This is a genomic window from Candidatus Endoriftia persephonae, from assembly GCF_023733635.1.
GTDB lineage: Bacteria > Pseudomonadota > Gammaproteobacteria > Chromatiales > Chromatiaceae > Endoriftia > Endoriftia persephonae.
In genome coordinates, this window is sequence record NZ_CP090569.1 from 2,689,757 (window position 1) to 2,715,892 (window position 26,136).

General features: G+C 57.9%; 30 protein-coding genes. 11 read left to right on the top strand and 19 right to left on the bottom strand.

Annotation, left to right across the window (positions count from 1 at the left end):
• Positions 1 to 700 precede the first annotated feature (700 nt).
• Positions 701 to 1,075: a sirohydrochlorin chelatase gene (locus tag L0Y14_RS12105; RefSeq protein ID WP_005959738.1), complete on the bottom strand. Its 375-nt coding sequence runs from the start codon at positions 1,073 to 1,075 to the stop codon at positions 701 to 703.
• Positions 1,072 to 3,720, bottom strand: coding sequence for an aminopeptidase N (gene pepN / locus L0Y14_RS12110; protein ID WP_240991689.1), 2,649 nt, complete (start codon positions 3,718 to 3,720; stop codon positions 1,072 to 1,074). The genes L0Y14_RS12105 and pepN overlap by 4 nt, the downstream gene beginning before the upstream one ends.
• 265 nt (positions 3,721 to 3,985) lie before the next feature.
• Here pepN and grxC point away from each other — a divergent pair, with 265 nt between their 5' ends.
• Genes grxC through L0Y14_RS12125 form a run of 3 tightly spaced genes read left to right on the top strand, consistent with a single transcriptional unit; the run spans position 3,986 to position 5,119 of the window.
• Entirely contained in the window at positions 3,986 to 4,249 is a 264-nt protein-coding gene (gene grxC, locus L0Y14_RS12115; RefSeq protein ID WP_005959736.1) for a glutaredoxin 3, read from the top strand.
• Positions 4,250 to 4,254: 5 nt separating this feature from the next.
• Positions 4,255 to 4,653, top strand: a complete 399-nt coding sequence (locus L0Y14_RS12120; protein WP_005959735.1) for an RNA-binding S4 domain-containing protein — start codon at positions 4,255 to 4,257, stop codon at positions 4,651 to 4,653.
• A 7-nt stretch (positions 4,654 to 4,660) separates the two neighbouring features.
• Complete coding sequence (locus tag L0Y14_RS12125) at positions 4,661 to 5,119, top strand: hypothetical protein (protein WP_005959734.1); 459 nt, start codon at positions 4,661 to 4,663, stop codon at positions 5,117 to 5,119.
• Between the two features lie 49 nt (positions 5,120 to 5,168).
• Here the strand turns inward: L0Y14_RS12125 and L0Y14_RS12130 are convergent, their stop codons facing one another.
• The 15 genes from L0Y14_RS12130 to dsrA form a co-directional block, all read right to left on the bottom strand.
• Positions 5,169 to 6,275 (bottom strand): hypothetical protein, encoded by a 1,107-nt coding sequence (locus L0Y14_RS12130; RefSeq protein ID WP_006475264.1) that lies wholly within the window; start codon positions 6,273 to 6,275, stop codon positions 5,169 to 5,171.
• Between the two features lie 92 nt (positions 6,276 to 6,367).
• Positions 6,368 to 6,679: a HesB/IscA family protein gene (locus tag L0Y14_RS12135; RefSeq protein ID WP_006475266.1), complete on the bottom strand. Its 312-nt coding sequence runs from the start codon at positions 6,677 to 6,679 to the stop codon at positions 6,368 to 6,370.
• Between the two features lie 17 nt (positions 6,680 to 6,696).
• On the bottom strand, positions 6,697 to 8,085 hold the full coding sequence (locus tag L0Y14_RS12140; protein WP_006475269.1) for a cobyrinic acid a,c-diamide synthase CobB: 1,389 nt from the start codon (positions 8,083 to 8,085) through the stop codon (positions 6,697 to 6,699).
• A gap of 99 nt (positions 8,086 to 8,184) precedes the next feature.
• Positions 8,185 to 9,378, bottom strand: a complete 1,194-nt coding sequence (gene nrfD / locus L0Y14_RS12145; RefSeq protein WP_039959669.1) for an NrfD/PsrC family molybdoenzyme membrane anchor subunit — start codon at positions 9,376 to 9,378, stop codon at positions 8,185 to 8,187.
• Positions 9,379 to 9,398: 20 nt separating this feature from the next.
• Positions 9,399 to 10,151 (bottom strand): sulfate reduction electron transfer complex DsrMKJOP subunit DsrO, encoded by a 753-nt coding sequence (dsrO, locus tag L0Y14_RS12150; RefSeq protein ID WP_006475273.1) that lies wholly within the window; start codon positions 10,149 to 10,151, stop codon positions 9,399 to 9,401.
• 18 nt (positions 10,152 to 10,169) lie between these two features.
• Positions 10,170 to 10,670, bottom strand: a complete 501-nt coding sequence (locus L0Y14_RS12155; RefSeq protein ID WP_005959727.1) for a hypothetical protein — start codon at positions 10,668 to 10,670, stop codon at positions 10,170 to 10,172.
• A gap of 8 nt (positions 10,671 to 10,678) precedes the next feature.
• Positions 10,679 to 12,634, bottom strand: coding sequence for an NAD(P)-binding protein (locus L0Y14_RS12160; protein ID WP_005959726.1), 1,956 nt, complete (start codon positions 12,632 to 12,634; stop codon positions 10,679 to 10,681).
• Between the two features lie 86 nt (positions 12,635 to 12,720).
• Positions 12,721 to 14,256: a sulfate reduction electron transfer complex DsrMKJOP subunit DsrK gene (gene dsrK, locus L0Y14_RS12165; protein ID WP_005959725.1), complete on the bottom strand. Its 1,536-nt coding sequence runs from the start codon at positions 14,254 to 14,256 to the stop codon at positions 12,721 to 12,723.
• A 30-nt stretch (positions 14,257 to 14,286) separates the two neighbouring features.
• Complete coding sequence (locus tag L0Y14_RS12170) at positions 14,287 to 15,009, bottom strand: respiratory nitrate reductase subunit gamma (protein WP_005959724.1); 723 nt, start codon at positions 15,007 to 15,009, stop codon at positions 14,287 to 14,289.
• Positions 15,010 to 15,080: 71 nt separating this feature from the next.
• Positions 15,081 to 15,413: a TusE/DsrC/DsvC family sulfur relay protein gene (locus tag L0Y14_RS12175; protein WP_005959723.1), complete on the bottom strand. Its 333-nt coding sequence runs from the start codon at positions 15,411 to 15,413 to the stop codon at positions 15,081 to 15,083.
• 41 nt (positions 15,414 to 15,454) lie between these two features.
• Positions 15,455 to 15,760, bottom strand: a complete 306-nt coding sequence (gene tusB, locus L0Y14_RS12180; RefSeq protein ID WP_006475278.1) for a sulfurtransferase complex subunit TusB — start codon at positions 15,758 to 15,760, stop codon at positions 15,455 to 15,457.
• A gap of 13 nt (positions 15,761 to 15,773) precedes the next feature.
• Positions 15,774 to 16,181, bottom strand: a complete 408-nt coding sequence (tusC, locus tag L0Y14_RS12185; protein WP_005959721.1) for a sulfurtransferase complex subunit TusC — start codon at positions 16,179 to 16,181, stop codon at positions 15,774 to 15,776.
• A gap of 16 nt (positions 16,182 to 16,197) precedes the next feature.
• Positions 16,198 to 16,590: a sulfurtransferase complex subunit TusD gene (gene tusD, locus L0Y14_RS12190; RefSeq protein ID WP_005959720.1), complete on the bottom strand. Its 393-nt coding sequence runs from the start codon at positions 16,588 to 16,590 to the stop codon at positions 16,198 to 16,200.
• A gap of 39 nt (positions 16,591 to 16,629) precedes the next feature.
• The gene (gene dsrB / locus L0Y14_RS12195) at positions 16,630 to 17,700 is read right to left on the bottom strand and encodes a dissimilatory-type sulfite reductase subunit beta (protein ID WP_005959719.1); all 1,071 of its coding nucleotides are present in this window, start codon (positions 17,698 to 17,700) and stop codon (positions 16,630 to 16,632) included.
• 104 nt (positions 17,701 to 17,804) lie between these two features.
• Positions 17,805 to 19,043 carry a dissimilatory-type sulfite reductase subunit alpha gene (dsrA, locus tag L0Y14_RS12200; protein ID WP_039959666.1) on the bottom strand — a complete coding sequence of 413 codons (1,239 nt, stop codon included), beginning with the start codon at positions 19,041 to 19,043 and terminating at the stop codon, positions 17,805 to 17,807.
• A 504-nt stretch (positions 19,044 to 19,547) separates the two neighbouring features.
• Between dsrA and L0Y14_RS12205 the strand changes: the two genes are divergently transcribed.
• From L0Y14_RS12205 to L0Y14_RS12220, 4 genes are all read left to right on the top strand, one after another.
• Positions 19,548 to 19,724 carry a hypothetical protein gene (locus L0Y14_RS12205; protein WP_005959717.1) on the top strand — a complete coding sequence of 59 codons (177 nt, stop codon included), beginning with the start codon at positions 19,548 to 19,550 and terminating at the stop codon, positions 19,722 to 19,724.
• 26 nt (positions 19,725 to 19,750) lie between these two features.
• Complete coding sequence (locus L0Y14_RS12210) at positions 19,751 to 20,455, top strand: hypothetical protein (protein ID WP_005959716.1); 705 nt, start codon at positions 19,751 to 19,753, stop codon at positions 20,453 to 20,455.
• A 13-nt stretch (positions 20,456 to 20,468) separates the two neighbouring features.
• Positions 20,469 to 21,128 carry a type I-MYXAN CRISPR-associated protein Cas6/Cmx6 gene (locus L0Y14_RS12215; RefSeq protein WP_006475283.1) on the top strand — a complete coding sequence of 220 codons (660 nt, stop codon included), beginning with the start codon at positions 20,469 to 20,471 and terminating at the stop codon, positions 21,126 to 21,128.
• A 76-nt stretch (positions 21,129 to 21,204) separates the two neighbouring features.
• Positions 21,205 to 21,549: a TusE/DsrC/DsvC family sulfur relay protein gene (locus tag L0Y14_RS12220; protein ID WP_005959714.1), complete on the top strand. Its 345-nt coding sequence runs from the start codon at positions 21,205 to 21,207 to the stop codon at positions 21,547 to 21,549.
• A gap of 139 nt (positions 21,550 to 21,688) precedes the next feature.
• Here the strand turns inward: L0Y14_RS12220 and L0Y14_RS12225 are convergent, their stop codons facing one another.
• Complete coding sequence (locus L0Y14_RS12225) at positions 21,689 to 22,069, bottom strand: DNA-binding transcriptional response regulator (protein ID WP_006475284.1); 381 nt, start codon at positions 22,067 to 22,069, stop codon at positions 21,689 to 21,691.
• A 71-nt stretch (positions 22,070 to 22,140) separates the two neighbouring features.
• Here L0Y14_RS12225 and L0Y14_RS12230 point away from each other — a divergent pair, with 71 nt between their 5' ends.
• Both L0Y14_RS12230 and L0Y14_RS12235 read left to right on the top strand, forming a co-directional pair.
• Positions 22,141 to 22,458 (top strand): hypothetical protein, encoded by a 318-nt coding sequence (locus L0Y14_RS12230; RefSeq protein WP_005959712.1) that lies wholly within the window; start codon positions 22,141 to 22,143, stop codon positions 22,456 to 22,458.
• A 6-nt stretch (positions 22,459 to 22,464) separates the two neighbouring features.
• Positions 22,465 to 23,205, top strand: coding sequence for a sulfite exporter TauE/SafE family protein (locus tag L0Y14_RS12235; RefSeq protein ID WP_005959711.1), 741 nt, complete (start codon positions 22,465 to 22,467; stop codon positions 23,203 to 23,205).
• On the opposite strand, the gene L0Y14_RS12240 is transcribed toward L0Y14_RS12235, so the two are convergent.
• Positions 23,196 to 24,233 carry an Sfum_1244 family protein gene (locus L0Y14_RS12240; RefSeq protein ID WP_005959710.1) on the bottom strand — a complete coding sequence of 346 codons (1,038 nt, stop codon included), beginning with the start codon at positions 24,231 to 24,233 and terminating at the stop codon, positions 23,196 to 23,198. The genes L0Y14_RS12235 and L0Y14_RS12240 overlap by 10 nt on opposite strands.
• A 247-nt stretch (positions 24,234 to 24,480) precedes the next feature.
• Here L0Y14_RS12240 and L0Y14_RS12245 point away from each other — a divergent pair, with 247 nt between their 5' ends.
• Positions 24,481 to 25,035 carry a hypothetical protein gene (locus tag L0Y14_RS12245; protein ID WP_006475285.1) on the top strand — a complete coding sequence of 185 codons (555 nt, stop codon included), beginning with the start codon at positions 24,481 to 24,483 and terminating at the stop codon, positions 25,033 to 25,035.
• 53 nt (positions 25,036 to 25,088) lie between these two features.
• Positions 25,089 to 26,132, top strand: a complete 1,044-nt coding sequence (locus tag L0Y14_RS12250) for an AAA family ATPase (protein ID WP_006475286.1) — start codon at positions 25,089 to 25,091, stop codon at positions 26,130 to 26,132.
• Positions 26,133 to 26,136: the final 4 nt, after the last annotated feature.

Consider the following 26,136-nt stretch of genomic DNA (forward strand, 5'->3'; position numbering starts at 1 on the left):
ACATAGAGTGAAAAGAGCTCGTAAAAATAGCGTTTGACGTTTTGTCGCGTGAAATGAAGCCGGCTTTTGTGCTCTGCCTGCCGCTTGAGTCCTTATCCATGCTTTGCCCATCCCCTTGCCCCCCAGCAAAAAGCCGTGCCCAAGATTATTTTGGGAATACCCAAGCAAGAATTATGACAGCACTTTTTATTGTATTATTAAACAAGGGGTTACAACAAATAGACGAATCCTCGAAGATTGATCAGTGTAAAGATTTCCGACAACCGACTAAAGATCTGCATTCCCATGCCTAAACCAACACCGATGTAACATCATTCCCAGCTTCACTTTGAAAACAGCAGACAAGGGCGCGATTCCTGCCGAAGGCCGATCCACCACAGACAGATAACCCACTGTTTTATTAGTAAAACATCGATCGAATCTATCTGTTTGGCTAAACCCTTTATCAGAGCCTCACTCGTTCCGAACATAAAAAAATAATTAAATTATTATTATGGTTAATGACTTAAAGCAGTATCTTAAGAAGGTAATTCATAAAAATGACTTAACTTCCCGCGCGACTTGTAAGATTTCTCGACCCTCCCAGCAACACGACTTAATTATGTTATTTGAGGGTGTTCGCCACATGAAACAGCCGGCCGTCCGAGATGGCCCCGTGGCTGTTCAGCTGTCTGTGCAACCAGCCTAACCCGCAGTGTTTTCAGCACCCCTGCTGTTCGGCAACCGTTAACAGCAGCTCGGGAATCGCATCAGCAGCGCCCAGATAGGGAGCCAGATCAATCACAACACCCGGGTAGATTTCGCGCGCCCGCGCCAGAATCTTGGGGATGTCCTGGCTCACGTGACGCCCGGCGGAGAGAAAGTAGGGCAACACCAGCAGATGATCTGCGCCGTTGGCGATACAATTGTGAATCCCTTCTAGAATCGAGGGCTCTGCCAGTTCCAGGAAGGCGCAGGCCACCTCTGAATAGAGCGGCCCCGCCCGCACCCTCACCCGCTCTGTGAGCTGGCGCACCTCCTGATTGGAGGCCTCACGGCGGCTGCCGTGGGCAACGATCAACAAGGCCTGTGTCACTGTCCCGCCTCCAGGCTCTTCTCGGCGATCTCGAACAGATCCCGCGACAGTCCTGGTTGCTGCAACACCCGCTCAAACTGCCCCTTCATCAAGGCCTGGCGTGCTCCATCATAGCGCCGCCAGCAGCTCATCAGACGCAACAGACGCGCTGCCACCTGCGGATTGAGCGGGTCAAGCTCTAGCACCCGATCCGCCAGGAAACGATAACCCGCCCCATCGGCACGATGAAACTGGATCGGGTTGGCGCCGCAGAAGGTACCGATCAGGCCGCGCACCTTGTTGGGGTTACGCATTGAAAAGACCGGGTGCGACATCAGGCCCTGCACTGTCTCCAGGGTATCTGCCCGCGGCGCCATCGCCTGCACCGCAAACCACTTGTCCATCACCAGCGGGTCATCGCGCCAGCGCGACTCGAAATCGGCCAGCGCCTCTGTGCGTTGCGGGGCATCACTGGCCGCCAGCAGCGCCAGCGCCGCCAGCACATCGGTCATGTTGTGGCCAGCCTGGTACTGCGCCAGACAGAGCTGCAGCGCCTGTTCTGAGCCCGCTGCCATCAGGTAGTGCAGCGCCAGATTACGCAGGCTGCGCCGCCCGATATCAGCCGGTTCGATGCGGTATTCGCCCTGCTCCCGATTCGCCTCTACCAGTGCGACCAGCTCATCGTGCAGAGATTCGGCCAGCTGCTGGCGCAGCCGCTCACGAGCGGCGTGGACCCCCTCCACATCCACCTCCTCCATCTGATCGCCCAGATAGCCCTCAGCGGGCAGGGAGAGCACCTGGGCCAGCAGCGCCTGATCCTCATCAGCGCTGACAAGGGTCTGGCGAAAGGCGTCAATGAAGCCTGCCGGCACCTCCATCTGCGCACCCGCCGCACGCTGCTCCACCATCTTCAGGATCAGCCGTTGCGCCAGCAGTTGCGCCGCATCCCAACGGTTGAAGCCATCGCTGTCGTGGGCCATGCGGAACATCAGCACCGGATCCGACAGCGCCATCTCCAGCTTCACCGGCGCTGAGCCGCCGCGCAACAGGGAGGGCACGGGACGTTCCGGGATGCCGACGAAGTGGAAGGTCTCGATCTGATCGCGTAGCTCCAGCACCCGTTGGGTACCGACCGGCGCCACCTCCCCTGCCAGCTGCAGCGGCAGATCATTGCCTTGGGCGTCGAGCAGGCCGATCGCGACAGGGATGTGGAACGGCGGCTTGTTACGCTGCCCCGGGGTGTCGGGGCAGTGCTGGCTGATGGTCAGGCTGTAGCGCTGGCTGGCAGCATCGTAGCTCTCATCCACCTCCAGCACCGGCGTGCCGGCATAGCGGTACCAGTGGCGAAACTGCTCCAGGTGGCGACCACTGGCATCCTCCATGCATTTGACGAAGTCGTCAGTGGTCACCGCCTGGCCGTCGTGGCGCTCGAAGTAGAGATCAGTGGCCTTGCGATAGCCCTCCGGCCCCAATAGATGGGCTTGCATGCGCACCACCTCAGCGCCCTTCTCATAGACGGTGACGGTGTAGAAGTTGTTGATCTCGATGTAGGAGTCGGGGCGCACCGGGTGGGCCATCGGGCCGGCGTCTTCGGCAAACTGGTGAGCACGCAGCAGCCGCACATCCTCGATCCGTTTGACCCCGCGGGAGCCCATGTCGGCGGAGAATTCCTGATCGCGGAACACCGTCAGTCCTTCTTTGAGGCTGAGCTGAAACCAGTCACGACAGGTGATGCGGTTGCCGGTCCAGTTGTGGAAGTATTCGTGGGCGATCACTCCCTCGATACCCTGAAAGTCCTGGTCGGTGGCGGTGTCGGGACGGGCCAACACATATTTGGAGTTGAAGACGTTGAGACCCTTGTTCTCCATCGCCCCCATGTTGAAGTCGTTAACCGCCACGATCATGTAGATATCGAGGTCGTACTCGCGACCGTAGTGCTGCTCATCCCAGCGCATGGCGTTTTTCAGCGAGCGCATGGCGTGCTCGCACTTGTCGATATTCTCCGGCTCCACGTAGATGCGCAGATCCACCTCGCGACCGGAGGCGGTGGTGTAGCTGTCACGGATGTCGCGCAGATCACCAGCCACCAGGGCAAACAGATAGCAGGGCTTGGGGAATGGGTCTTCCCAGCGCACCCGGTGGCGCCCATCCTCCAGCAGCTCTTCGGCGACCAGATTGCCGTTGGAGAGCAGCACCGGGTAGGCGCTTCGCTTGGCGGTAATGCTGGTGGTGAAGCGGCTCATTACATCGGGCCGGTCTAAGAAGTAGGTGATGCGGCGGAAGCCCTCCGCCTCACACTGGGTGCAGAACATACTGCCCGACTGATAGAGCCCCTCCAGCGCGGTGTTCTGCTGCGGCAGGATCCGCACCCGGCACTTCAGCTCGAAGCTATCGGGCACCTGATCAATGGTCAGGCTCGTGGCACCGACCCGGTACTCCTCCGCTGCTAGCGGCCGGTCATCCAGCTGCAGCGAGAGCAGTTCGAGCTGCTCCCCGTCCAGTACTAGTGGCTCCGCCTCCCGCTGCGGGTTACGGCGCAGCTGCAGGCGGCTCTCCACCAGGGTGTGGCTGTCGAACAGATCGAAGCTGAGATCAATCTGTTCGATAAAGAAGGCCGGTGGCTGGTAGTCTTTGAGATAGATGGTGTTTGGGTTGTCGGATCGCATCAGTTTCCCCCAGTTGTGGAGGCCCGATGTTACTGGTAAATAGCGGAAGCACAAACCTGGAAATTCTGCTGCATTGATGCAGAATAGTACCGATTTCCAGCTAGATCAGACAAATCAGCACTGCTAGGATGTCCTGTGCTACAGCTCCGCCCAGCCACTCGGCCCAACCGGCAATCAGCTGTTGGCGTGTTAAAATCTGCTTATCACTATAATTTCAAATCAGAAGTGCCGGCCGGCATTCGGTTACAAAGGAGATTAGTTTCAAATGCCCAAGGTAGTTATGTACACGACGGCGGTCTGCCCCTACTGCGTACGCGCAAAATATCTGCTGAACAACAAGGGGGTCGAGTTCGACGAGATCCGCATTGACATGAACCAAGATGCCATGCAAGAGATGTTGCAGCGCAGCCAACGCAACACAGTGCCGCAGATCTTCATCGACGAATTGCATGTCGGCGGTTATGACGATATGGCGGCGCTGGAGATGGCGGGCCGCCTCGATCAGCTGCTGGGGCTGGCGGAAAGCTGAGCACCATGCAGAGTGAAACCGCCAAGGTACGCCTCGACAAATGGCTCTGGGCGGCGCGTTTTTTCAAGACGCGTCAGCTCGCCTGTGAGGCGATCAACGGCGGCAAGGTGCACCTCAATGGTCAGCGCACCAAGCCAGGCAAGGAGATCAAGGCAGGTAGCCAGTTGCGCATCCACAAAGGTTCTCTAGAGTGGGAGCTGGAGGTGAAGGTTGCGGCCAGCAAGCGGCGCCCGGCGGAAGAGGCAAAGACCTTCTACGTCGAGTCAGAAGAGAGCTTCCTGCGGCGCCAGCGCCTAACCCAAGAACTGCGCGAACAACGGGCCGTGGAGCCCCACCCGATGCGCGGCAAACCCAGCAAACGGGACCGCCGAATGATCCACCGATTCACTGCCAAAGGGGAGTAGCCTGCCGATGGATCAGGACGCCTATCGCCGCACCTACCGGGAACTCAATGACCGTTTCTGTGCGTTCGAAAAAAGCGTGCTCAGCAGCAAGTGTCGCTGTACCCGCTCCAGCAAAATCCACCTGGCAGAACGGGAGGGTGTGCATTGTGAGTCGGATCAATTTCAGACCATCTGCATCGAATTTCTTGAAACCCTCCGCCACCACGCCCGCTTCGCACTCAAACTGAACGATGAGGCGGCTGCGCTGCCCCATGGCAAGGCAATGCGGCTGCAGGTCGGCGGTCTGCGCGGGGTGTTTTCTTCGCTCAATCCAGAGCGGGAGATCCCAGATCCCATCGCCGATATCGAGACACTTTTACGCGAGGCGATCGGCAGCTATGGCTCTATCGACAAACTCCCCTTTCAGAACCTGATCCAGCAAGTGTCTGCTTACAAGGGGCGGCCCAGCCTGCGCAGCACACGCTAACAGCACCTGCAGGTCGAATCGAGCCCATTCCGGCTAGTCTGCAAAGCAATCAGCGATCGCTGCGCAGGCAGCTCAGATAGTCACCCAAGGGGGTCAAAACCGGCTCCAGCTTGCGCCGCATCAATGAGCCGATCGCGTCACTCCTGCTGAAGACTGGGCGCAACACGCCGTAGCCCAGTCCGGAGAGCAGCCGCATGGCGCGTAGCTCATTCGCCATTTCAGGCAACACCGCCAGGCAGGCACGCTCCTCTTCGTTGAGCGTTTCCACCTCCAGCTGCAACTCCTCGAGAGTGAGGTCGGGATCACCAGCCGCACGCAATGCACTCAGGTAGTTACGCACCACATCCAGCAGCAGGCTGATAACCTCCTGATTAGCAGGCTTTTTCAGCACCCGTGCCACTCCCATCAGGAAGCCCTGACCAGGCGCATCGAGCAACCGCAGCAACTGTTGCGCGGTGCAGTTTCCCGCCTCAGCCAGTGGTTCCAGTTCGCTTTGACAGGCCGCATAGTCGGCACGGGGCGGGAGTTTCTCCGGCAGGTCATCCGGAGTGCTGGCAAGAAAACCGAGATAGTAGACCGGCTTCTTTTCAGCGCGCTTCCACAATTTTGCACGCATCTCGTCACTGACCAAGCCCGGCTGCAGTGCGAGACGCAGATCCTCCACCATCACTTCCGGTTCGTTCTCGAACGGCAGAAATTCGATCAGAAAATTGGCCAGTTCAGGCCCCATGCTGCCCGCCACCACCGCCGGATTGCTCAGCATGCGGCGCGCATTATCCGGCTGCTGACCCGCCCACCAGGCGAGCCGTGCAAGCTCATCAGTGAGTCCACGCGCGCAGGTGACCGCTACCACCGCCACAGGTTCCCCCAGCAGCAGCAACTGTTCCAGGTTGTCGTCACGGGTTTGACCCATGCGGGTCCAGCGCTGCAGGTAGATCGGGTAGCCGCCCGGGGAACCCAACACATGACCCGACAGGGTCTCTCGTACCTGGCGCAGATACTGCTCATCGCGACAATTGGGGTTGAGGCTGACCTTGGCCTCACCTTTCTCGCTGAGGCCATAGAGGATCATCGACGACTCATCGATACGAATTGCCTTCGGCTTGTTTGCCAGCAGGACGTTCAGACGCAGAGCATCTTCACTCGACAGCGCCATCGCTCAGTCTCTCTAATAGCTTTAGGACCACCGCTGTCAGCGGTTTTTTGCTGAAGGGGGAGTGAAAGGATGGGGAGACTCCATCGACCAGACTAGTCGGCCAGTGGAGTGTAGTTGGCATCCTTGGGGTTGATGAAGATAAACTTGTTCTCACCATCTTCCATGGCAGCATAATCCATGGTGGTTTCATCGAGCAGCGGGACATATTCAGGTTCGATAACGATAGTTATGCCTTCGGATGTGAAGCGGATATCATCCTCTTTGGCCTCGTCAAATCCCATCAGGTAATCGAAAGAGCCATCCTCTTTGCGGCGTGCGGCAAAGCGCAGCGCCATTCCCTCGGTGCCACCCTGTCGTGCTGCTTCGATGATCTGTTCTGCTGCTTGTTTGGTCAACTTAAACATCTGCTTTCCTTCAAGTCCTAGGGTGCTTCCGCCCGACTGCAACTGCGTACATGGCTGAGAAAACGCTCAACCCAGCGGTTGCCCCCGACACTACGCATATGAGCGTAGTTGGCGAGGAGGTTTTTGTAGATATAGCCGTCATGCTCGCCGTCGATCCCGGTACCCCGCTCCACCCGGTAGGCGAACGTGCAGGCTGCCAGATCCAATCCCTGCAGTGCGGAATAGTGGAATTCATGAGCATGGATCGGGGCTGCATCCGTCTTCGCGCCAGGCCAAGGCATGGCACCGGTCTCACGCAGGCGAATATACCCCCTGCCCTGGGGTTTCTCGTGCATCACCGCATCAGCTGGAATAACGGCGGCCATTCTACAAGTTTTGCCCTGCCAGGTCAGTGTTCGACATAACAACATCAACCCGCCACATTCTGCGTAAACTGGTCCACCTGCCTCGATAAACGCCTTGATTTCGGTAAGCAGCGGCTGGTTGGCCTCCAGCTCAACCATCGCGGTTTCTGGAAACCCGCCGCCAAGAAACAGACCATCAACCGCTGGGAGATGGCTGTCATGCAGCGAATCGAAGGGGAGGAGTTCAGCACCCAGCCGCTGCATCGCCTGCATGTCATCAGGATAGTAGAAGCCAAAGGCAGTGTCGGCCGGATAGCCGATACGCAGACCGGCAAAAGGCTGTACCGTCTCAACAGCGTTGGATGGGAGCGCTTGCACTTGCGCTCGCACGGTGCTCTCGAGTAGTTGCTCGATATCGATCTGCCGTTCCAGCACTTCCGCCAGATAGTTGATCTTCGCCTCGGCCTGTGACTGCTCATTGCTCGGCTTGAGACCGAGGTGTCGCTCGTCGATCACCATCTGCGGGTCAGCAGCCACCGCGCCAAGCAGAGGGATATCGGTGTAGTGCTCAACCACCCTGCGCAGTTTAATCTCGTGGCGTGGGCCGCTGACTTGATTCAGAATCACGCCTGCGATCTTTACATCCGGGTCGAACGCCTGATAGCCGAGCAGCAGTGGCGCCACGCCACGGGTGATCCCCTTGGCGTTTATCACCAGAATCACCGGCAGACCCAGCAACTTGGCCATCGCCGCATTGCAATCCTCACCCTGCAAGTCCATGCCGTCGTAGAGGCCTTTGTTGCCCTCTACTAGAGTGACCTGCGGCCCACTGCTGTACTGCTGAAACAGTTCCGTGATCTCGCGGCGATGCTGGGTGTAAAAATCAAGGTTATAACAGGCGTTGCCACTGGCACTGCTCAACCATATCGGGTCGATGTAATCGGGCCCCTTTTTGAAGGTCTGCAGACTCAGCCCACGATTACGCAGAGCCCGTACCAAGCCAATAGAGAGGGTTGTCTTGCCGGATGATTTGTGAGCGGCTGATATGTAAAAAGCTGACATTTTCTAGCTGGCAAAAAAATATCCACCAACAGCCAAATTGCTGGTGGTGGATATTTTCAACCCGCGCCCAGCCATAAGACAAGGCGCAGGATCTTGTGGTTATTGTGGATCTTCCAGGGTCTCGGGAAAGACCTTGAACATCCGGGCACCAACTGCAACCAGGGCCATAGCGATGGCAATACCTGCAACACCGAGGGCCCCCTCTGCAAAGGTTGGCACATAGCTGTTGATCACGCCGTCATAGAAGCTACTTTCGATTACCTCTTTACCCGGAAAAATGGTCATCGGGAAGACCTGGCCTCCGATGACGATCAGATAGACCTGGAAGAAGCCACCGATAAGAACCATCACCGAGGCAGCAGCAACTGCCCAACGGGATGCCACAAAGGCCGGCGAATAGATCAGAACCAGTGGAATAAGAGAGCCGATAACAATCTGTCCCAACCAGAACATCACCGTGTAGACACCGCCATTGAGCAGGATAAAGGCCTCAATGCCGTGATGCTGAGTGATGTAGAGATTAGTGAGATGGTAAGCCAAGGTGAAATAGAGCACCGCACCGATAAACACACCAAGCAGATTCTTCAGCTTGGCGAGGCGAAGATCACCTAGCTGACGATCGCCCCAGGCGTAGGCCGACTGCAGGGTGATAATGAAGAATGCCAGACCATAGCTGAACGACATGATGATGAACATCGGTGCCATAATCGCTGCGTCATAGGCCTCACGGGCCACAAGGAAACCGAAGATCGAGCCAGTACCAGTGGTGAGCATCAGGCGCCAGAAGAAGGCCGCAAAGGCAACCGGGCGGTAGAAGCGATTCACCGTGCGGTCCATCATGACCCAGAGGTAGACACCGACGATGCCGAAAAATCCTGAATAAAGGATGACATTCCAGGCAAAGATCGACTTAAAATTGTAGCTGGTCATCGCCACGATCAGGCGGTCTGGACGCCCCAGATCAAGCATCAGCACCGCCAGTCCACCGGCCAGAAGGCCGATCGCCAGCAGCCCGGAATAGCGTCCCAGCGGCTTGTACATCGGCCCGCCAAACACCGAACCGATCGATGCCACATTGAGCGCGCCGGATGCAGCCACGATCAGAAAGATCGCAAACACATGAGGCAGACCCCAGACCACCTGGTTGGTCATGCCGGTCACCCAGTGACCATGATGCTCCATGTAGTACGCGGCACCCATACCAATCGCGACAATTGCGCCGAGTAGTGCCAAGCCCGCCCAGAAACGTAGCGGCGTACCACAGTAGAGCTCGCGATAATGCATTTTCGTCATTGTTGTTCGGCCCCCTGCCATCAGATATTGGTGTAGCGTACGCCGGTGTTCAACTTGAGGTCGGCGCGAATCTGCTGACTGTTGTGTTCTCTTAGGGCCTCTGAGAGATCGCTTTCGGGATCGTTCAGATCACCAAACAGGATCGCGTTATGACCCTCTTTGGCACAAGCCTCCTGACAGGCAGTGACCAGTTCTCCCCGATCGATACGATGCACACAGAGGGTGCAACCCTCAACGCAACCCTTACCTCTAGGCTGGTTGATCGACTGATTCTCCAGCGTTTCATGCACAAAGGAGCGTGCCTTGTAGGGACAAGCCATCATGCAGTAGCGGCAGCCGATGCAGCGATGTCGATCCACCAGCACAATACCATCAGCGCGTTTGAATGAAGCGCCGGTTGGACAGACGTCCACACAGGGTGGAGTTTCACAGTGCTGGCACATCATCACCAGGCGATTTTCACGACCGGTATGCAGATCGCGCAACTTGACGGTGCGAATCCACTGCGCATCCGTTTCAGGGCGGCCGTGAGAGGTCAGGCCATGCTCCTGGTTACAGGCATCGACACATGCGCTGCAGCCATCAGCACACTTGTTTGCATCGATCAGCATCCCCCAGCGGTGCTTGGAGGAGGCGCCTTCTGTCGCAGTTCCTGCACCGGCGACGCCGTGTAGCAGAACCCCCGGGGCGACAACCACCGCGCCACTTGCAGCCAGGGTAGTCCCCAGCAGCTTGCGGCGGTTCATATCAGGCTGGTCACTTTTCATACTCATGATCAGTCTCTCCGCCACTCAGCGGGCGTTGGAAACATCTTTGGATACCGCCGGATGCCACTGCATCAAGCTCAAAGCATCCAGCTGTTCGTAAGTCATACTGTTCAGATCGACTGCACCCAGCGTTGCGCCACCCTCAGCAGGGGTAGTGCGATGACACTGAAAACAGGCGGGCTGCACTGCCAGATAGCTATGGCATTTCTGACAGAACTGACCCTCGTCGGTGACCGGCAGTGGATTACCACTCTGATCCTTCGAAGCATGGCAATCGATACAGCCTGCAAGGCTGTACTTCGAACCACGGATACCGCCACGTACGGTCTCGACCCGTTCATGCTTGAGATAGTCCATGTGGTTGCGACGCATATCTTCCGTCGGTGCCACACAACTATCCATCGAAGCCGCCTTCGACCCCTCAGTTACAGCGCTTGCACCGACTGCCTGCATCGCGGAGACCGTTAAAACGGCCCCCGCCAGCAGTGCGGTGAATCGCTTGATGCTGTCGATTGAACTACACATCTCAGCTCCTATTCACCAAGACCCATCTGAATGTAGCCGGTCGGGCAAACATCGCTGCAGACATGGCAGCCGATGCACTTACTGTAGTCGGTGTCGACATAACGACCGGTGGTGGACTCGTTCTTCTTGACGCGGAACACCGCATCCTGAGGGCAGAAGACCACACAGTTATCACACTCGAAGCACATTCCACAGCTCATGCAACGCTTGGCTTCAGCCTGCACCTGCTCTTCGTTAAGCGCAATCAGGCGCTCGTGGAAGTGGCCCAACACTTCATCGGAGCTGGGCACATCCTCGGAGCGAATATTCCGCGGAGTCGGCGTGAAGTGACCGAGGAACAACTCATCGGCAGGGATGATCTCCTGCTTGGAACGATCCTCGAAGTTGTGCACGGCGTATTTCGCAGAGTTGGTGCCACGCAGGTCGCCTTTCGTGCTGTCGAAGTGCTCCGGCTCCAGGTGTGCCTCTTTCAGCTTGCTCATCAGGCTGAAGTGATTGACATCAACCTTGGGACGCTTACCAAGCTCTTCGTGCTTCATGTAGGTGTCGATACTCTCGACCGCAACACGCGCCTGACCGATAGCGGTAGTCAGCAGGTGCGGACGGATGATGTCACCAGCAACGAAGTGGCCAGGCTTGCCGGGCACCTGATAGGACTTGTCGGCGTCGATCAGACCACGACCGTTATCGAAATCCTCCAGGCCCTCCAAGTCACCGCCCTGACCGATGGCGGACACGATCAGATCGGCCTCGATGACACGCTCGGTACCCTCAACCGGGATCGGACGCATGCCATCCATGGTGCAGGCACAGATTTTCAGGGCGGTGGCACGGCCATCCTCACCCTTAATTACCTCCAGTGGCATCATGCCGTCGAGGATGGTGACACCCTCGGTAGTGGCATCGCTCACTTCGTGCTCTGCGGCCATCATCTGCTCCTTGGGGAACAGAGAGGTCAGGGTGACTTCGGAGCCCTGTGCAGCGGCAGCGTTGGCGGCATCGTGTACCACGAAGCCATCGCGCACCACCAGCTCCGGACGATCGGTGGGGTTGATGTGCTTTATGTGCCCCAGGCGACGTGCCACGGAGACCACGTCGATGGAAGTATCACCACCACCGATGCAGACCACCTTGTCGGCAGTGACCTTCATGCGACCTTCGTTGAAGGCCTTGAGGAAAGCAACACCGGAGACGCAGTTAGGGGTGTCGTCCCAACCGGGGATCGGCAGACCGCGACCGCTCTGGCAGCCCAGTGCCCATAGGATCGCATCGTAATCTTTTTCTAGGTCGGCAACTGCCACATCGCGACCGACGCGGGTCTTGTTGCGCACCTCGACACCCATATCGACGATACGCTGGATCTCAGCGTCGAGCCGCTCACGCGGGATACGATAGCCGGGGATGCCGTAGCGCATCATACCGCCCAGGCCCTCGTTCTCCTCGAACAGGGTGACGCCATGCCCCTTGCTGCGCAGCTGGAAGGCAGCGGCTAGACCAGCGGGCCCACCACCGATAACAGCGACCTTCTTGCCGGTGTCGGCGCCAGCTTCAAACTTGAAACCCGCCTCAATAGCGCTGTCACCGATATACTGCTCAACCGAGTTGATACCAACAAAATCTTCCACTTCGTTGCGGTTGCAACCATCTTGGCAAGGCGCCGGACAAACGCGACCCATCATCGACGGGAAGGGGTTGGACGAGGTCGCACGTCTGAAGGCGTACTCTTTCCACTCCATACCCTCTTCAGGCTTCTCTTCTTCACGCACGATAGCCAACCAGCTACGAATGTCGTGACCAGAGGGGCAACTGCCCTGGCAGGGCGGGGTACGCTGAATATAGGTAGGACACTTGTAGGAGGTATCCTCCATGAAGATCTTATCTGTCCAATCGTCGTAGGCGGCATCGCCATCTTCAAAACGGCGCCAGGTGATGTCTTTGTTCATCTCTTCGCTAGGAGTTGCCATGGTTGAGTCTCCTTTACCTATATAATTTTGTGAGTGCCGGCTTGCTTATGCTTCGACCGACAGAATTATTCGCTAGTCGCTAAATCTCAATCGTCATCTTCGCCGTAACCGGGAGCCTCTTCCGGCGGAGTCTTACGGTTGAGGACGATCGCATTGCTCACCAGTTGGTGAACACTGACGATCTGGTACATGTCCATACCGTAGTAGGGCAGCACCTTGGTAAACTGGCTCTTGCAGATCGCGCAGATCGCCGCCATGTGGGTCACACCCTTCTCGTCCATGACGTTGCGCAGTGCATTCATGCGCGGCAGCGCACCCTTGACGCGAATCTCCATCAGATCATCGGTCAGCAGACCACCACCACCACCGCAGCAGTAGGTACGCTCATGGATGGTGTCCCACTCCATGTCGTAGTAGTTGTTGCAGACCGCCTTGATGACATTACGCGGAATCTCAAACTGGCCGCCAGGTTTGTCGCCCATGCGTGAGGCGCGGGCCACGTTGCAGGAGTCGTGAAAGGTGAGCGTCATATCGTCATTTTCCGACTTGTTGAGCTCGAGTGTTCCTTTCTGAATCTCATCCCAGGTAAATTCGCAGATATGCTGCGGCACCGGATAGTCGGGATCTAAGAAATCGAACGGTCCTGCCAGGGTATTGAGAAAGCTGTAGGCAACGCGCCAAGCGTGGCCGCACTCACCAAACACAATGCGCTTAACACCTAGTTCCAGAGCCGCTTCGCGAACCCGCAGCGAGATGCGGCGCATGTTTTCATAGGAGCCGATGAACATGCCAAAGTTGGCTGCCTCGGACGCCGTGGTGCTGAGAGTCCAGCTGACGCCAGCCTCATGAAAGACCTTGCCGTAACCGATCAGGCCATCCACATGGGGCTCGGCAAAAAAGTCGGCAGAGGGGGTCACCAGTAGGATATCGACGCCCTTCTTGTCGAGCGGATATTTGACCGCCACCTCGGTATCGTCGTAGACATCCTCTTCGAGGCCTTCGAGAGTATCAGCCAGCGCGGGGCCAGGGAGGCCCAGATTGTTACCAACAGTAAAAACCTTGGCGATGATCTCGTTGCAGTATTTCTGACCAACACCGATCTGCGCCATGATCTCGCGCGCCGCCATAGAGATCTCGGCGGTATCGATACCGTAGGGGCAGAACACTGAGCAGCGACGACACTGGGAGCACTGATGGAAGTAGCTGTACCACTCGTCCAACACCTCATCGGTCAGATCGACCGCGCCCACCAGTTTCGGAAAGTATTTGCCAGCGAAGGTGAAGTAGCGGCGATAGACGCGACGCAGGAGATCCTGACGCCCCACCGGCATATTTTTCGGATCTCTGGTGCTCAGGAAATAGTGGCACTTGTCGGTGCAGGATCCGCACTTCACACAGGCATCCATATAGACCTGAAAGCTGCGATAGCGACTCAGCAGATCGCCCATCTTTTCGATGGCCACCTCCTGCCAGTTTTCCACCTTCTCGCCGGGAAAGCCCAGTGGCTCCTGGTGCGCCGGCGCTGCAACGAAGGGGCTGAGGTGCGCCATCACCCCCTCTTCGATCTTCGGAACCTCGGTGTATTCACTCAGTTCCGGCGTTTCAAATTTTGCCTTAGCCATGTGTAGCCCTCGTTCGGCCAGGTAAATTTCTTAGGATTCTTCGAGCTTCTTCGCCCAAGGCGCCAGGTGGCGTTTCTCGCGCGGATTATCGACCTGGTTGCGTGAAGGACTGAAAAACACGCCAGGTATATGCAGCAGTTTGCTGAACGGCAGCAGCAGCATCAGTACAGCCACCAACAGCAGATGTACCAGCAGCGCAAAATCCATTGGCAGCGCGCCTCCGCTGAAGGTGAACAGGCCATCAAAGAACTGCTTCACCATCACCACGTCGGTGTGCACAACAAAGGTCATCATCAGACCGCTCAGGCCAATCACCATCAGCATCAGCAACCACAGATAGTCAGAGGGAGCCGAAATGTAGCGGACCCGATCAACGAAGATACGACGCACCAGCAGGCCGACCAAACCGGCCACCATCGCAAATGCCGCATACTTTCCGATCGGCTGCAGCAGCTGGATTGGCAGCGGCACGGGGTCCATAAAATAACGCAGGTGGCGGGCGAGTACCGCGAACAGCCCCATGTGGAACATCCAGGAGAAGATCCAGGTCCACTTGGTGCTCTTGAAGAGGCTCTCGAAAAAGACCACTTCGCGGAACATACGCAGTACCACACCGGTCTGTGTCACAGGCGCCGGCGTGGTGGGAATCTTTAAAGGTGCGGGGGTCTTGGCATATTGGACGATCTTGCGGACCAATCCAATCAGCATCACCAGAGTCGCTACGATAAACAGCAACGCGTAGACAGTTGACATGTTCCTGCGTTCCTCAGAGTTCTTGTTCAGGCCTGGAGAGGGGCGAACCCTCTCCAGGTGCTCGGCACGACTTAGATGCAGCCGGTCGGCTTCGGCAGGCCGGCGAAACGGCAAGCCTGCTTACCAGGGCCGTAAGGGAACAGAGCGTACAGGTACTTGCTGTTGCCCTTCTCCTTGCCCAGTTTCTTACCAACCGCCTTGGTCAGAACGCGCACGGCGGGAGCGATCTGGTACTCTTCGTAGTACTCACGCAGGAAGTTGATGATATCCCAGTGCTCGTCGGTCAGCTCCAGGTCGTCTTCCTTGGCCATAACCTCAGCGACCGCAGGCTCCCACTCGCTCAGGTTAACCAGGTAGCCTTCCTCATCAGTCTCAAAAGTCTTGCCATTAGCTTCGATAGCCATCGTGATTTCTCCTAACTCTCGTTTAAATTGAATTCAGTTGATCAGACCCAGGCCTGCACCCGGCTGCTCTCAGCAGCGAGGGCGACAAAACCGGCGTAATCGACAACCTGAACACCTTCGATCAGTTTGTCTTCTGCAATACCCCGGGTCTTCAGATCAGGACCAAGTACATAGAACTTGATCCCACTTGCCGCCTGGACCTTATCCGCATACTCGGTGCCTTGCATCGCCCCATAGACGCCATCCTCATACAGCAGAACGGCGCTGCCCTCTTTGGCATAGCCGAGACAGCTCGTCATGGAGCTCTTCTCGAAGGGCGACTTATTCACTGTGTGCAAAGTGCTCATACTCTTGCTCCCCTTAGAAACTGAAAACGACGTCCTGCTCATCCATGATGTCAGCCAGCTCAGCACGGCTCACGACACGAATGGAGTCCTTCTCAGCCCAGTCGTCGTCCTCGTCCTCATAAGTCAGAGGCATCAGATCATCCAGGGTCAGGCCACGCGCTTCGAGAGACTCTTTCTCGACATAGAGCTTGGTGACGTCGTAGTCACCCAGGGCCTGGTAGGTCGGGGAGAAGTTCTTCATATCACTCTCGCTCGTATCCTGCCCCTTGACCAGCTGGTAAACACCGTCGTCAAGGAAGGCCAGACTGACGTCCTGGTCGAAGGCGGCACCGATCAGTACTACCTCCAGCGATTCCCAAGCATAGATGGTTCCGTAAGGAGCCCGGCGGTTGAGATACATGAATTTTTTAATATCAGCCATCTTTCAACCCCTGCGCTTAGTCACCGAAAACCATAAGACGATCGGACTGGACACCCGCCTCGACCAGCTGACCGAGACCGGAGATCCGGAAGCCGTCAGCGATGTTCTGCGCACTCTTACCGTTACGCTGCATCTCGCCCTCGTCGACGATACCGCGACGTTGGGCAGCAGCCACGCAGACCACCAGGTCCAGACCGTGTTTCTCTGCCAACTCGCTCCAGCGGGCGACGATGTTGCGGTCGTCCTGGGGCGGAGTGGTCAGATTGGTGCCGTTATTCACACCATCGTGATAGAAGAAGACACGCATGATTTCGTGTCCTGCTTCCAACGCAGCCTTGGTGAATTGATAGGCCGAATCAGTCGCTTGATGCTGATAAGGACCTTCGTTTACCTGAATCGCAAATTTCATCAGTTTAACCTTCCTGTTGAAGTACTCTGTCAGTGTCCGTTAGAAACGGATGTGAGCAGAGGCGTTCAGGTTGGCACGACCGCCACGCCAGTTATCGATGTGATACTTGGTGAACGGCAGACCGGTCTTCTCAAAGAAGCGAGACCAGCCGATACGCTCAGCCCACTCACCGATGCGTTCCCAATCCTTGGCATCTTCCTTATAGGCATTGAGGATCTGCTTGACGACCGCAGAGACCTCGGGCCAACGCGGCGGATTGTTGGGGATGCCTGCCGCAACCAGCTTGTGGAAGGTCGGCTTGGAGCGGGCGTTGGAGTTCTTGCCACCCACCCAGATCGCGAACTTGGAGTGCTCAGGATCGTTGATCTGCATCGGCGGACAAGGCGGAAAGCAGGCACCGCAGCAGATGCACTTCTTCTCGTCGATCTCCAGGGAGGGCTTACCGTTGACCATCGCAGGACGGATAGCGGCCACCGGACAGCGGGCCACCACGGTGGGACGCTCGCAGACGTTGGCCACTTGGTCGTGGTCGATCCGCGGTGGCTTGGTGTGCTGAATGTTGATCGCGATATCACCCTGACCACCGCAGTTGATCTGGCAGCAGGATGTGGTCATGCGAACCCGGTTCGGCATCTCTTCCTTGGTGTATTCCTCAATCAGCTCGTCCATCAGGGCCTTCACGGCGCCGGACGCATCAGTACCGGGGATGTCACAGTGCAACCAGCCCTGGGTGTGAGAGATCATGGAGACCGAGTTGCCGGTACCACCGATCGGGAAGCCATGCTCGGTCAGCTTGTCAATCAGGGGCTGAACCTTGGACTCCTCACTCACCATGAACTCGATGTTGGAGCGAATGGTGAAGCGCACATAGCCTTCAGCAAATTCATCGGCGATATCCATCAGCAGACGGATGGTAAAGAGATCCATCTGACGCTGGGTACCGGCGCGAACGGTCCAGATTTCGTCACCGCTCTTGGCAACGTGATGCAGCACACCGGGACGCGGGCGATCATGCCAGCTCCAGGCGCCATAGTTCTTCTTGAGGACGGGGTGCAAGTAGGGCTCCATCTCGGGAACGCCACTCTCAATCGGCATACGAGGTTCCGACATGCTTACCTCCTAATAATTAGGGTATTTGATTCGCTTTGCGGGGCCTCCGGTGCGAACACCAGAGCCCCGCATGAAACTGCCTTTATCTGGCAATCAACAGATTGTTAAGCCTGGCGCTCAGCCCACTTGGCGGCTTCTTCGTCCCACCCATCCGTACGGATGTAGGGGTTCATGCGCGGACGCTCGATCATGTTGGGATCGACTTCCAGGCCGATGCCTTCGAGGAAGTTAACCAGACCGATACGTTCGATCATCTCACCGGTACGCTCATGCTCCAGGGCGTTCTCAGCGAAAAAGTCCAGGATCTCGGTAGCCAGCTCTTCCAGCCACTCGTAATCCTCGTCGGTATCCAGCTTGTGGAAAGGCACGATCACGGTGCCCATCAGGTCGCCGATCTTCAGGGTACGCTTACCACCGCAGAGTACGGTAATACCTTTGTCGTCACCAGGAGACAGCGCCTTGGTCATGACGTTGATGCAGTGCATGCAGCGCACACAGCTCTTGTTGTCGACGGCCAGGGTATCGTCGTCATTCAGCGACAGCGCCTGGGTCGGGCAGCGGGTGATGACGTTGTCGATCATCTTCTTGCGGCCCATATCGGCGACGTACTTCTTGACCTCTTCCTGATCGACCTTCATGTCGTCGCGCCAGGTACCGATGATGGCCACGTCTGCACGCTGAATGGCGTTCATGCAGTCATTCGGGCAGCCAGAGACCTTGTATTTCATCTTGTAGGGGAGTGCCGGACGATGCATATCGTCGAGGGCGTTGTTCACCAGCATGCGCATGGTGCGACCCTCGTCCACGCAGGACTGCTCACAGCGCGCTGCACCAACGCAGGACATGCCGGTCCGCACAGCGGGACCCGCTCCACCCATGTCGAAACCCATCTCGTTCAGCTCATCGAAGGCAGGCTGCACGTTATCGGTGGAGCACCCCTGGAACATAATGTCACCAGACTGACCGTGGAATGCAATCAGACCAGAACCGTACTTCTCCCAGATGTCGCAGAACTTGCGAATGGTCTTGGTATCGTAGTGCATGCCAGGAGGCGGCATGATACGCAGGGTGTGGAATTCTGCGGCGGCAGGAAACTTGGGGGTGCCGTCCTCATTCTTCAGCTCGGTGAAACGTGGAATCACGCCGCCGCCATAACCGATAACGCCAACGGTACCGCCCTTCCAGTAACCTTTTTTGGTCTCGTAGGACTCTTCCAGCTGACCCAGCAGGTCAACCATGATGTCATTTTCCTTCGCGAGACGCTTGAGGCCGGTTACAAACGAGGGCCAAGGGCCACTCTCCAGCTGATCAAGCATGGGGGTATCATGCATCTGTTTTGCCATCACTCTTTCTCCCAATGGTCGTTTACGTGGGGACTCTGGCCAGTTCGTATTCGTTGCTATCAGCCCGGCCGTCCACCGAGCGTAGAATACAGCCGTGCACCCTGCAATCCGAAGCCGTTGCAGGCTACAAGCCTGCCTCTACAGGGCGCAAAGTTTAGGGTTTACTTATGATCGGAAATATCCTTCCGATGGGAGGGTAAGCATAGACGACGTCTATCCCCTTTGGGATAAGAAACTCCCCAACCGAGCACCTTTCAATCCATGAATTTCATGATAACCCATTAATAAACAATGAGATAATGGATTCTCCCAAAAAGATCGCATAACCACTACCCCCCCTCTTAATAAGCCGGCAATATATGGGTATTAATCTTCGGATCACAAAACAGCTGTTGTCGATTGCAGTCAGCCAATAACCGAGTAAAATTGTGCGGTTTTAAAGTCCCTCTGGAGCGGTAGAATCGCCCCACGAAAGGGGCCAGACAGAATCACAGGGTCACACAAATGCTCTACCTTAGCGAACTGATGATGCAAAACCCGGACTTAGAGACCTTCGAAGAGTTGGTCCAGGCAATAAAGGTACGATCAAAGCGCGAGATGTTCTTCCGCATCGACGTCAAACCCCCCTTCGCCGACACCCCCGACAATTGGGAAGACCGCCTCGAGGCGGCCTTTACCTAATGCAGCAGCAAATAAGAGGTTAGCGCGTGAAATACCTTGAATCAGAGACCTTTCTCGGCGACAACGAGTGTTCCGAGGACGCCATTCCATCCAGCAAGTTGCTGCAGATCCGCCTCGACGAGAAGGATGAGCAACTTGCTGCCCTGCCCGCCGACGCATCATTGGAATCACGCCTCACCCTAATCCTGGAGCGCGGTTATCTCCAGCTCGATCTGGACCAGAACGAGGCGGCCTGGAAGGCGGTGCAGGAGATGCTCCCACAGGCGATCGACAACGAGCTCTGGCTGCAGGCGGTGGAGGCCTGCGACATCCTCTACCAGGCAGAGCAAGCCGACTCACTCAAGGCGCTGGCACAAGGCATCTGGCTCTCGGTAACCTTCCCTATCCTCCCGGAGCTCAGCGTCGCCATGCTGCAGCACCTGATCGATGAGACCCCAGACAACTCGGACGGCGCTGCGGTAGCCGCCGCCACTGCCGCCTACATCGTCGACCTGCGCGCCGAAGGCGCCGAGCGCAAAGAGCTGAAATTCTTTACCAGCCAGCTGCTCGGAGAGGTAGCACGCCGTCACAGCCAGGTCGAAGAACAAGAGATCTTCGACTTCTGGGTGGAGCGCATGGAGCTGGATGATCCAGGAAAATTCCTGCCGCGCCTGGCCAAGGTGCTCGATCTAGTCACCGAGAGCGACTGGTGGTTCGACCGCGACGCACTGCGCGCCAAGATCCCCCACTGAGAGAGGTTTGCAGATGTACTGGCAAGAAGAGAGCGACAACGATCAGTTTGTGGTGCCCGATAACGTACTCGACCTGTCCTTCCGCATCGAATGCAAGGCGCTGCCGGTGGATCACGCCTGGGCCCTCTCTAAAGAGATCCAGCGGATACTGCCTTGGTTCGCCGAGGAGAGACTGTGCGGCCTACACCTGATCTATGGCGCCGATTCTGGCAACGGCTGGGAGCGTCCCCAGGGATCCGACGACACCCTTTACCTGTCGCGCCGCACCCGGCTGCAGCTGCGACTGCCGCAGGCGCGCATCGATGACGCCCAGGCGCTCAACGGCAAAACCCTGCATATCCAAGGCATGCCGCTCACCATAGGCAGCGCCAAGGCGCACCCGCTGGGGATTACCACCACTCTCTACAGCCGCTATGTCGCAACCGATGCCAGCAACGATGAAGATCAATTCCTGGAACAATCGCTCGCCGATCTGCACCGTCTCAGGCTGCGCTTCAAAAAGATCCTGGCCGGCAAAGAGGCCAGATTTCAGGGCCCGGATGGCCCACAGTCAAGCCGCAGCCTGATGGTCGCCGGCCTCTCCTACGAGGATGCGGTCACCCTGCAGCAGCACGGCGTCGGCCCCCTGCGCCACCGAGGATTCGGCTTGTTCGTCCCCCATAAGACTGTATAAGATACCGCCCCACGACTTTTAGCTACGCGGGCGGGCACCCCCACCCACCCGAGTTACCATCGAGAAGGAGAAACCAATGTCATATGAAGTGAATGGCACAACCATTGAGGCCACCGAAAACGGCTACCTGGTCGATCAGAGCGAGTGGAACGAAGATGTCGCCAAGGTTATCGCCGAAGCGGAAGGCGTTACCCTCTCCGAAAAAAGCTGGGACATCATCAACTACCTGCGCGACGAATACCTCAACAATGGTGGCAACCAGCCCAACGAGCGCAATATGGTAAAACACTTCAAGGGAGTCTGGACCGACCTCCCCAAGGTAGATGCCAAAGCCCTCTATATCCATTTCCCGAAAGGCCCCGCTAAGCAGGCCAGCAAGGTCGCAGGACTGCCCGAGACCAAGCGCAAGGGCGGCTACTAAGCCTCCAGCATACCGCGCCGAAAAAGGGGCTTCGCAGCCCCTTTTTTTGTGCCTAAGACAAACTCAGCCTCATCAAACACCTCACTGATCTTCAGCAGTCACACTACGTTTAACAGCCCCGGCATCTGCAACAATACGCTCAACCCTCCACCTGCAGCAGCAGACTCTCCAGTCGCTCTTCCCGGAGCGGAAACTCGACAACACCAAATATCGAATAACGTTTCATCACCTGCTCCAGCTTCGGCCGGTACTGCGGCTCGATCAGGACGATCACCTTGGCATCTGCACAATAGCGCTGCAGGCTGGCGAGCAACGACTCCAGGTTGCTCATACGGTCGCGGAACTGCGGATCAGAATAGAACTCAGCCACCACTACCGCCGGCCGATGCCGTTTCAACCAGGCCTGCGCCTTGCGCACCGAGTTAACCATCTCCACCGCATAACCGTGACGCTGATAGAGTGGCACGAAGTTGGGGTATCCCCCCAGTTCTACCAACACCAGCAATTCCCGCTTATTCATACGCTTGATTTTCTCCACGTCTGATCGGAGTATGCGCGCAACTCCCGGTCTACAAAGTTAAAGGGCGAATCATGTTACTGAATCTGATCATTGGCGACTATTCGATGAACCTTGAGATCCCCGAGGGATATCAAGAGAAGATGGCAGACGCCTTCGACAAGATGGACAAGGATATGGACAACGGCCGGCGCCTGGGACAGACCTGGCTAAAGCAGCCCGATCAACAGCAGCGTTGCCAGATCGCCGCCGACAAACTGCTGGCCGCCATCGAGACCCATAACGAAAACCTGGCGCTGCTGATGGGCGGCTACATCACCAGCCGCATGCCGGAGATCCGCCAGATCCGTATCGACAACAACGGCGAACCGCAGGAAACCAGCTTCAGCTGATCGACCATGGAACTCCCCCTCGCGATTGCCGCCATCACCGCCCTCGCCGGCTTGGTGCAGGGGCTGTCCGGGTTTGGTTCCGCGCTGGTGGCGGTGCCGCTGATGAGCCTGCTGCTACCGATGGAGCAGGTGGTACCACTGATGGTGCTGCTGGGCATCGGCATGTCGAGCCTGAATCTGCTCCACCTGCGCCGCAGCCTGAGCCTGAAGCCGGTGCTGCCGCTGATCGGCGGCTATCTGCTCGGCACCCCGCTCGGCCTCTACTTTCTGATCGACGCACCCGAGGTCTGGGTGAAACTCACCCTGGGGCTCTTCCTCAGCGGCTATGCAGCCCTCTCGTTGGCTGGACGAACGCTGCAACCTGCCTGGCTCAGGTACCATCCGATCGGCATCGGCACCGGTTCCGGCGCGCTGGGGGCCGCCTTCAGCACCAACGGGCCACCGGTGATCTTGCATGTAGCGGCCCAGCAGTGGTCCGCCGACCAGCAGAAGGCCGCACTGAGTCTCTTCTTTGTCGCTGCAGGTCTGATCACCGCCAGCGCCCACGGCATCAGCGGGCTGCTCAACCTTAAAGTCGCCGAACAGGCGCTGATGGCGCTGCCGATGCTGATCACCGGCACCTGGCTCGGCATCACGCTCTATCGCCGCCTCGACGATCACAACTACCGCCGGCTGACCTTTCTGCTGGTGCTAGCGATGGGGCTGCTGATGAGCGCAGGCGCTATCGAGATGCTCTATCAGAGGTGATTTGACCCGATCAGCTGTTGGATCGCACTGGCCGCCTCGCTTCCCTGTTGCTGGTAAAGCTGCAGTGACTCCATCGCGATCCGCTCCCAGTGTGCCTGCCCCATGCGGGCGACCACCGCCAGCGGCTCCGTGCCCCCCGCACTGCGCCACTCCTCATAGGCCTTGAGCGCACCAGGAAAAAGCTCCCGACGCATCCCGCCGAGGTTGCCGAACCAGAAGTGGATCGAGGCCGCCTGCCCCTGCGCGATCAGACCCGGCAGGCTGCTGCTGCAGTCGGACCAGTGGTCCCGCACCGCACGCAGCATCAGTTCCGCCGGGGTGAAACTGAGTGCCATCAGCATCTCACCCCATGACTCGCCCAGCGCCTCGCCGACCCGGCACTCCCCCTGCTCATGCAACAGCACCATCTCGATCTCGCATTCCACCATTGCATCCAGTGAGGACTCCAGTTCCTGCTCGAAATCGTAGCAGGCGAAGGCGCGGCCGAGGGCATTGTCGGGTCGGTGCCAGCGCCAGCTCTCCAGCTTCTCCCACAATAGCCTGCGCAACGACTCACGACGCAGAAAGATCTGCCGCCCCAGGCTCATCGCCGCCGGTGCGCTCAGATCCCGCGCCAACTCACGTCCGGAGACTAGTAACGACATCCCCTGCGGCTGTTCGTACCGCTCCAGCTGGGCGAGAAAGAAGTGCGGTTTGTTCTTGATGCCGTAGCCGGCACTGTAGACCAACCCCTCGGCATGCAACTGCTGGTTGATCGACTCCACCTCGAAGGGGGCATACTCACCACCGTTAATCGGCAACGACCGATACTCCGCCTCAGCCAGTGTCTCCCAGAGGGACTCCCGTTCGGCGAGCCACTCCCCCACCTCCTCCTTCGGCAACTGCTCGGCATAACCCAGCCCCTTCTCCCAGCGAAAATACTCACGCATCTTCATCAGGTAGGTGCAGAGTCCGTAGTCGCCGCCGTGGCGCGCGTCGGAGATATGGCAGTTGTACTGTACCGCCTGGCTGAGCTGTTGCAGAGACATAACCAGAGAATCCTCGGTAAGATCAACCCACCTTATTCACGCTGGCGCCAGATCCCACGATCCAGCACAAATAAGGCGGATTCAAACCATTGAAATCGACCCTTATCCCAGTAGAATACTTGGGTATTTGAAGCAACCTAACATGCTGTCCCGACCTCAGCCAAGCTGAATTTCCCGCTGATTTCCAGCGGAATCGCATCGCATGCGGGCCGACAGCATCTTGCCAAGCAGTAACCGGAGATCCCTTTTGGCCATCAGAATCAAAAGCCAATGGCACGACGAAGACGCCACCCGCTCCCCCGGAGAGATCGGCGCCGCCACCGCTTTCATCGCCTGGCGCATCGCCCTCGACAAGGCGATCACCCTGCACGGCGAACACTTCATCTATGACTCGGATCTGCAGCGCCTTGGCGTGATCGCTGAATATCTGGCCTTCGAGGTGCAGGTCGTGGATCGCATCATCCATCCACAATTCGATGCGGAGGGACGCCGCGAGCTGATCACCGCACTGGTGATGAAACTCGCCGACCACTACCAGGACAACGCCCGTGACCTGCTCGGCGAGGGCGATCACGCCAACCGCTTTATCAGCCTGTTCAACCAGCGCTCCGGTGAGTATGCCGAGTTCAGTTTCAGCGATACAGGCCCCTCCTATCCCTTCTTCCGTCACCTCGGTTTCGAGATCCAGCAGCTCATGGGTGACGAGCAGAAGAACCGCTGGGTGATCGATCAGGTGATGGACAAGGATGGCCCGGAAGTCTACAAGCAGCTCTCCCGGGCGACCCGCAACCTGCTCGACTGAGTTCCCAGCCATCACAACTTCTCCCGCAACGCTTCCCCTTTGAAGGACCCTCTATGCGCCCAGCCCAGCTGTCAACTATCCTCAAGCAGGAGTTCAAAAGCACCCGCCACGGCCACCACACCCCTGTGATGTTGTGGGGCCCGCCCGGGGTAGGCAAATCCGATATGGTGCGCCAAGTGGCGCAAGAGCACGGCGCGCCGGTGATCGACATCCGTCTGTCGCAGATGGAGCCCAGCGACCTGCGCGGCATCCCGTTCCGCATCGACGGTCATGTCAACTGGGCGATCCCATCGATCCTGCCCGATGCTGAGCGCCACGGCGACGCGGGCATCCTGTTTCTCGACGAGATCACCTCCGCACCACCCACCGTCTCTGCCGCCGCCTACCAGCTTATCCTCGACCGTCGACTGGGCGAATACCAGGTGCCGGAGGGCTGGGCGATCTTCGCCGCCGGCAACCGCCAGGGCGACCGCGGCATCACCTACAGCATGCCGGCGCCACTCGCCAACCGCTTCTCCCACTTCGAGGTGGAGACCCACCTCGACGACTGGGTGCTGTGGGCCTACCGCCACAACATCGATGAACGGGTGATCGGCTTCCTACGCTTCCGTCCGGAGCTGCTGTTCGACTTCGACCCGACCCACAATCCGGTCGCCTTTCCCTCTCCGCGCTCCTGGGAGTTCGCCCACCGCGGTCTGCAGAAATTTTCCAGCCATCCGGACCTGCTGCAGGGCACCCTGCAGGCCTGTGTCGGGCCGGCCGCCGGTATCGAGCTGACCGCCTTCGTCAACAGCCTCGACAAGATGCCCGATTTGGATGCGATCCTCGCTGGCGAAGAGGTGGCGGTGCCGGAGGAGATCGACCTGCAGTACGCGGTCGCCGCCGCCCTGGTGGGGCGTGCGATCCGCGCCCAAGAAAGCGGCGCAGAGATCGAAGTGATGGGGCGCATCCTCGACTATGCGCAGCGCTTTCCACAGCGTGAGATGGGAGTAATGCTGGTATCCGACATGCACCGCGCGATCGGCGAGACGTTGTTCAGCGTGCCCCAGTTCGGCGACTGGGCACAGGCGATCTCCGATGTGATGCTTTACGAATAAATTT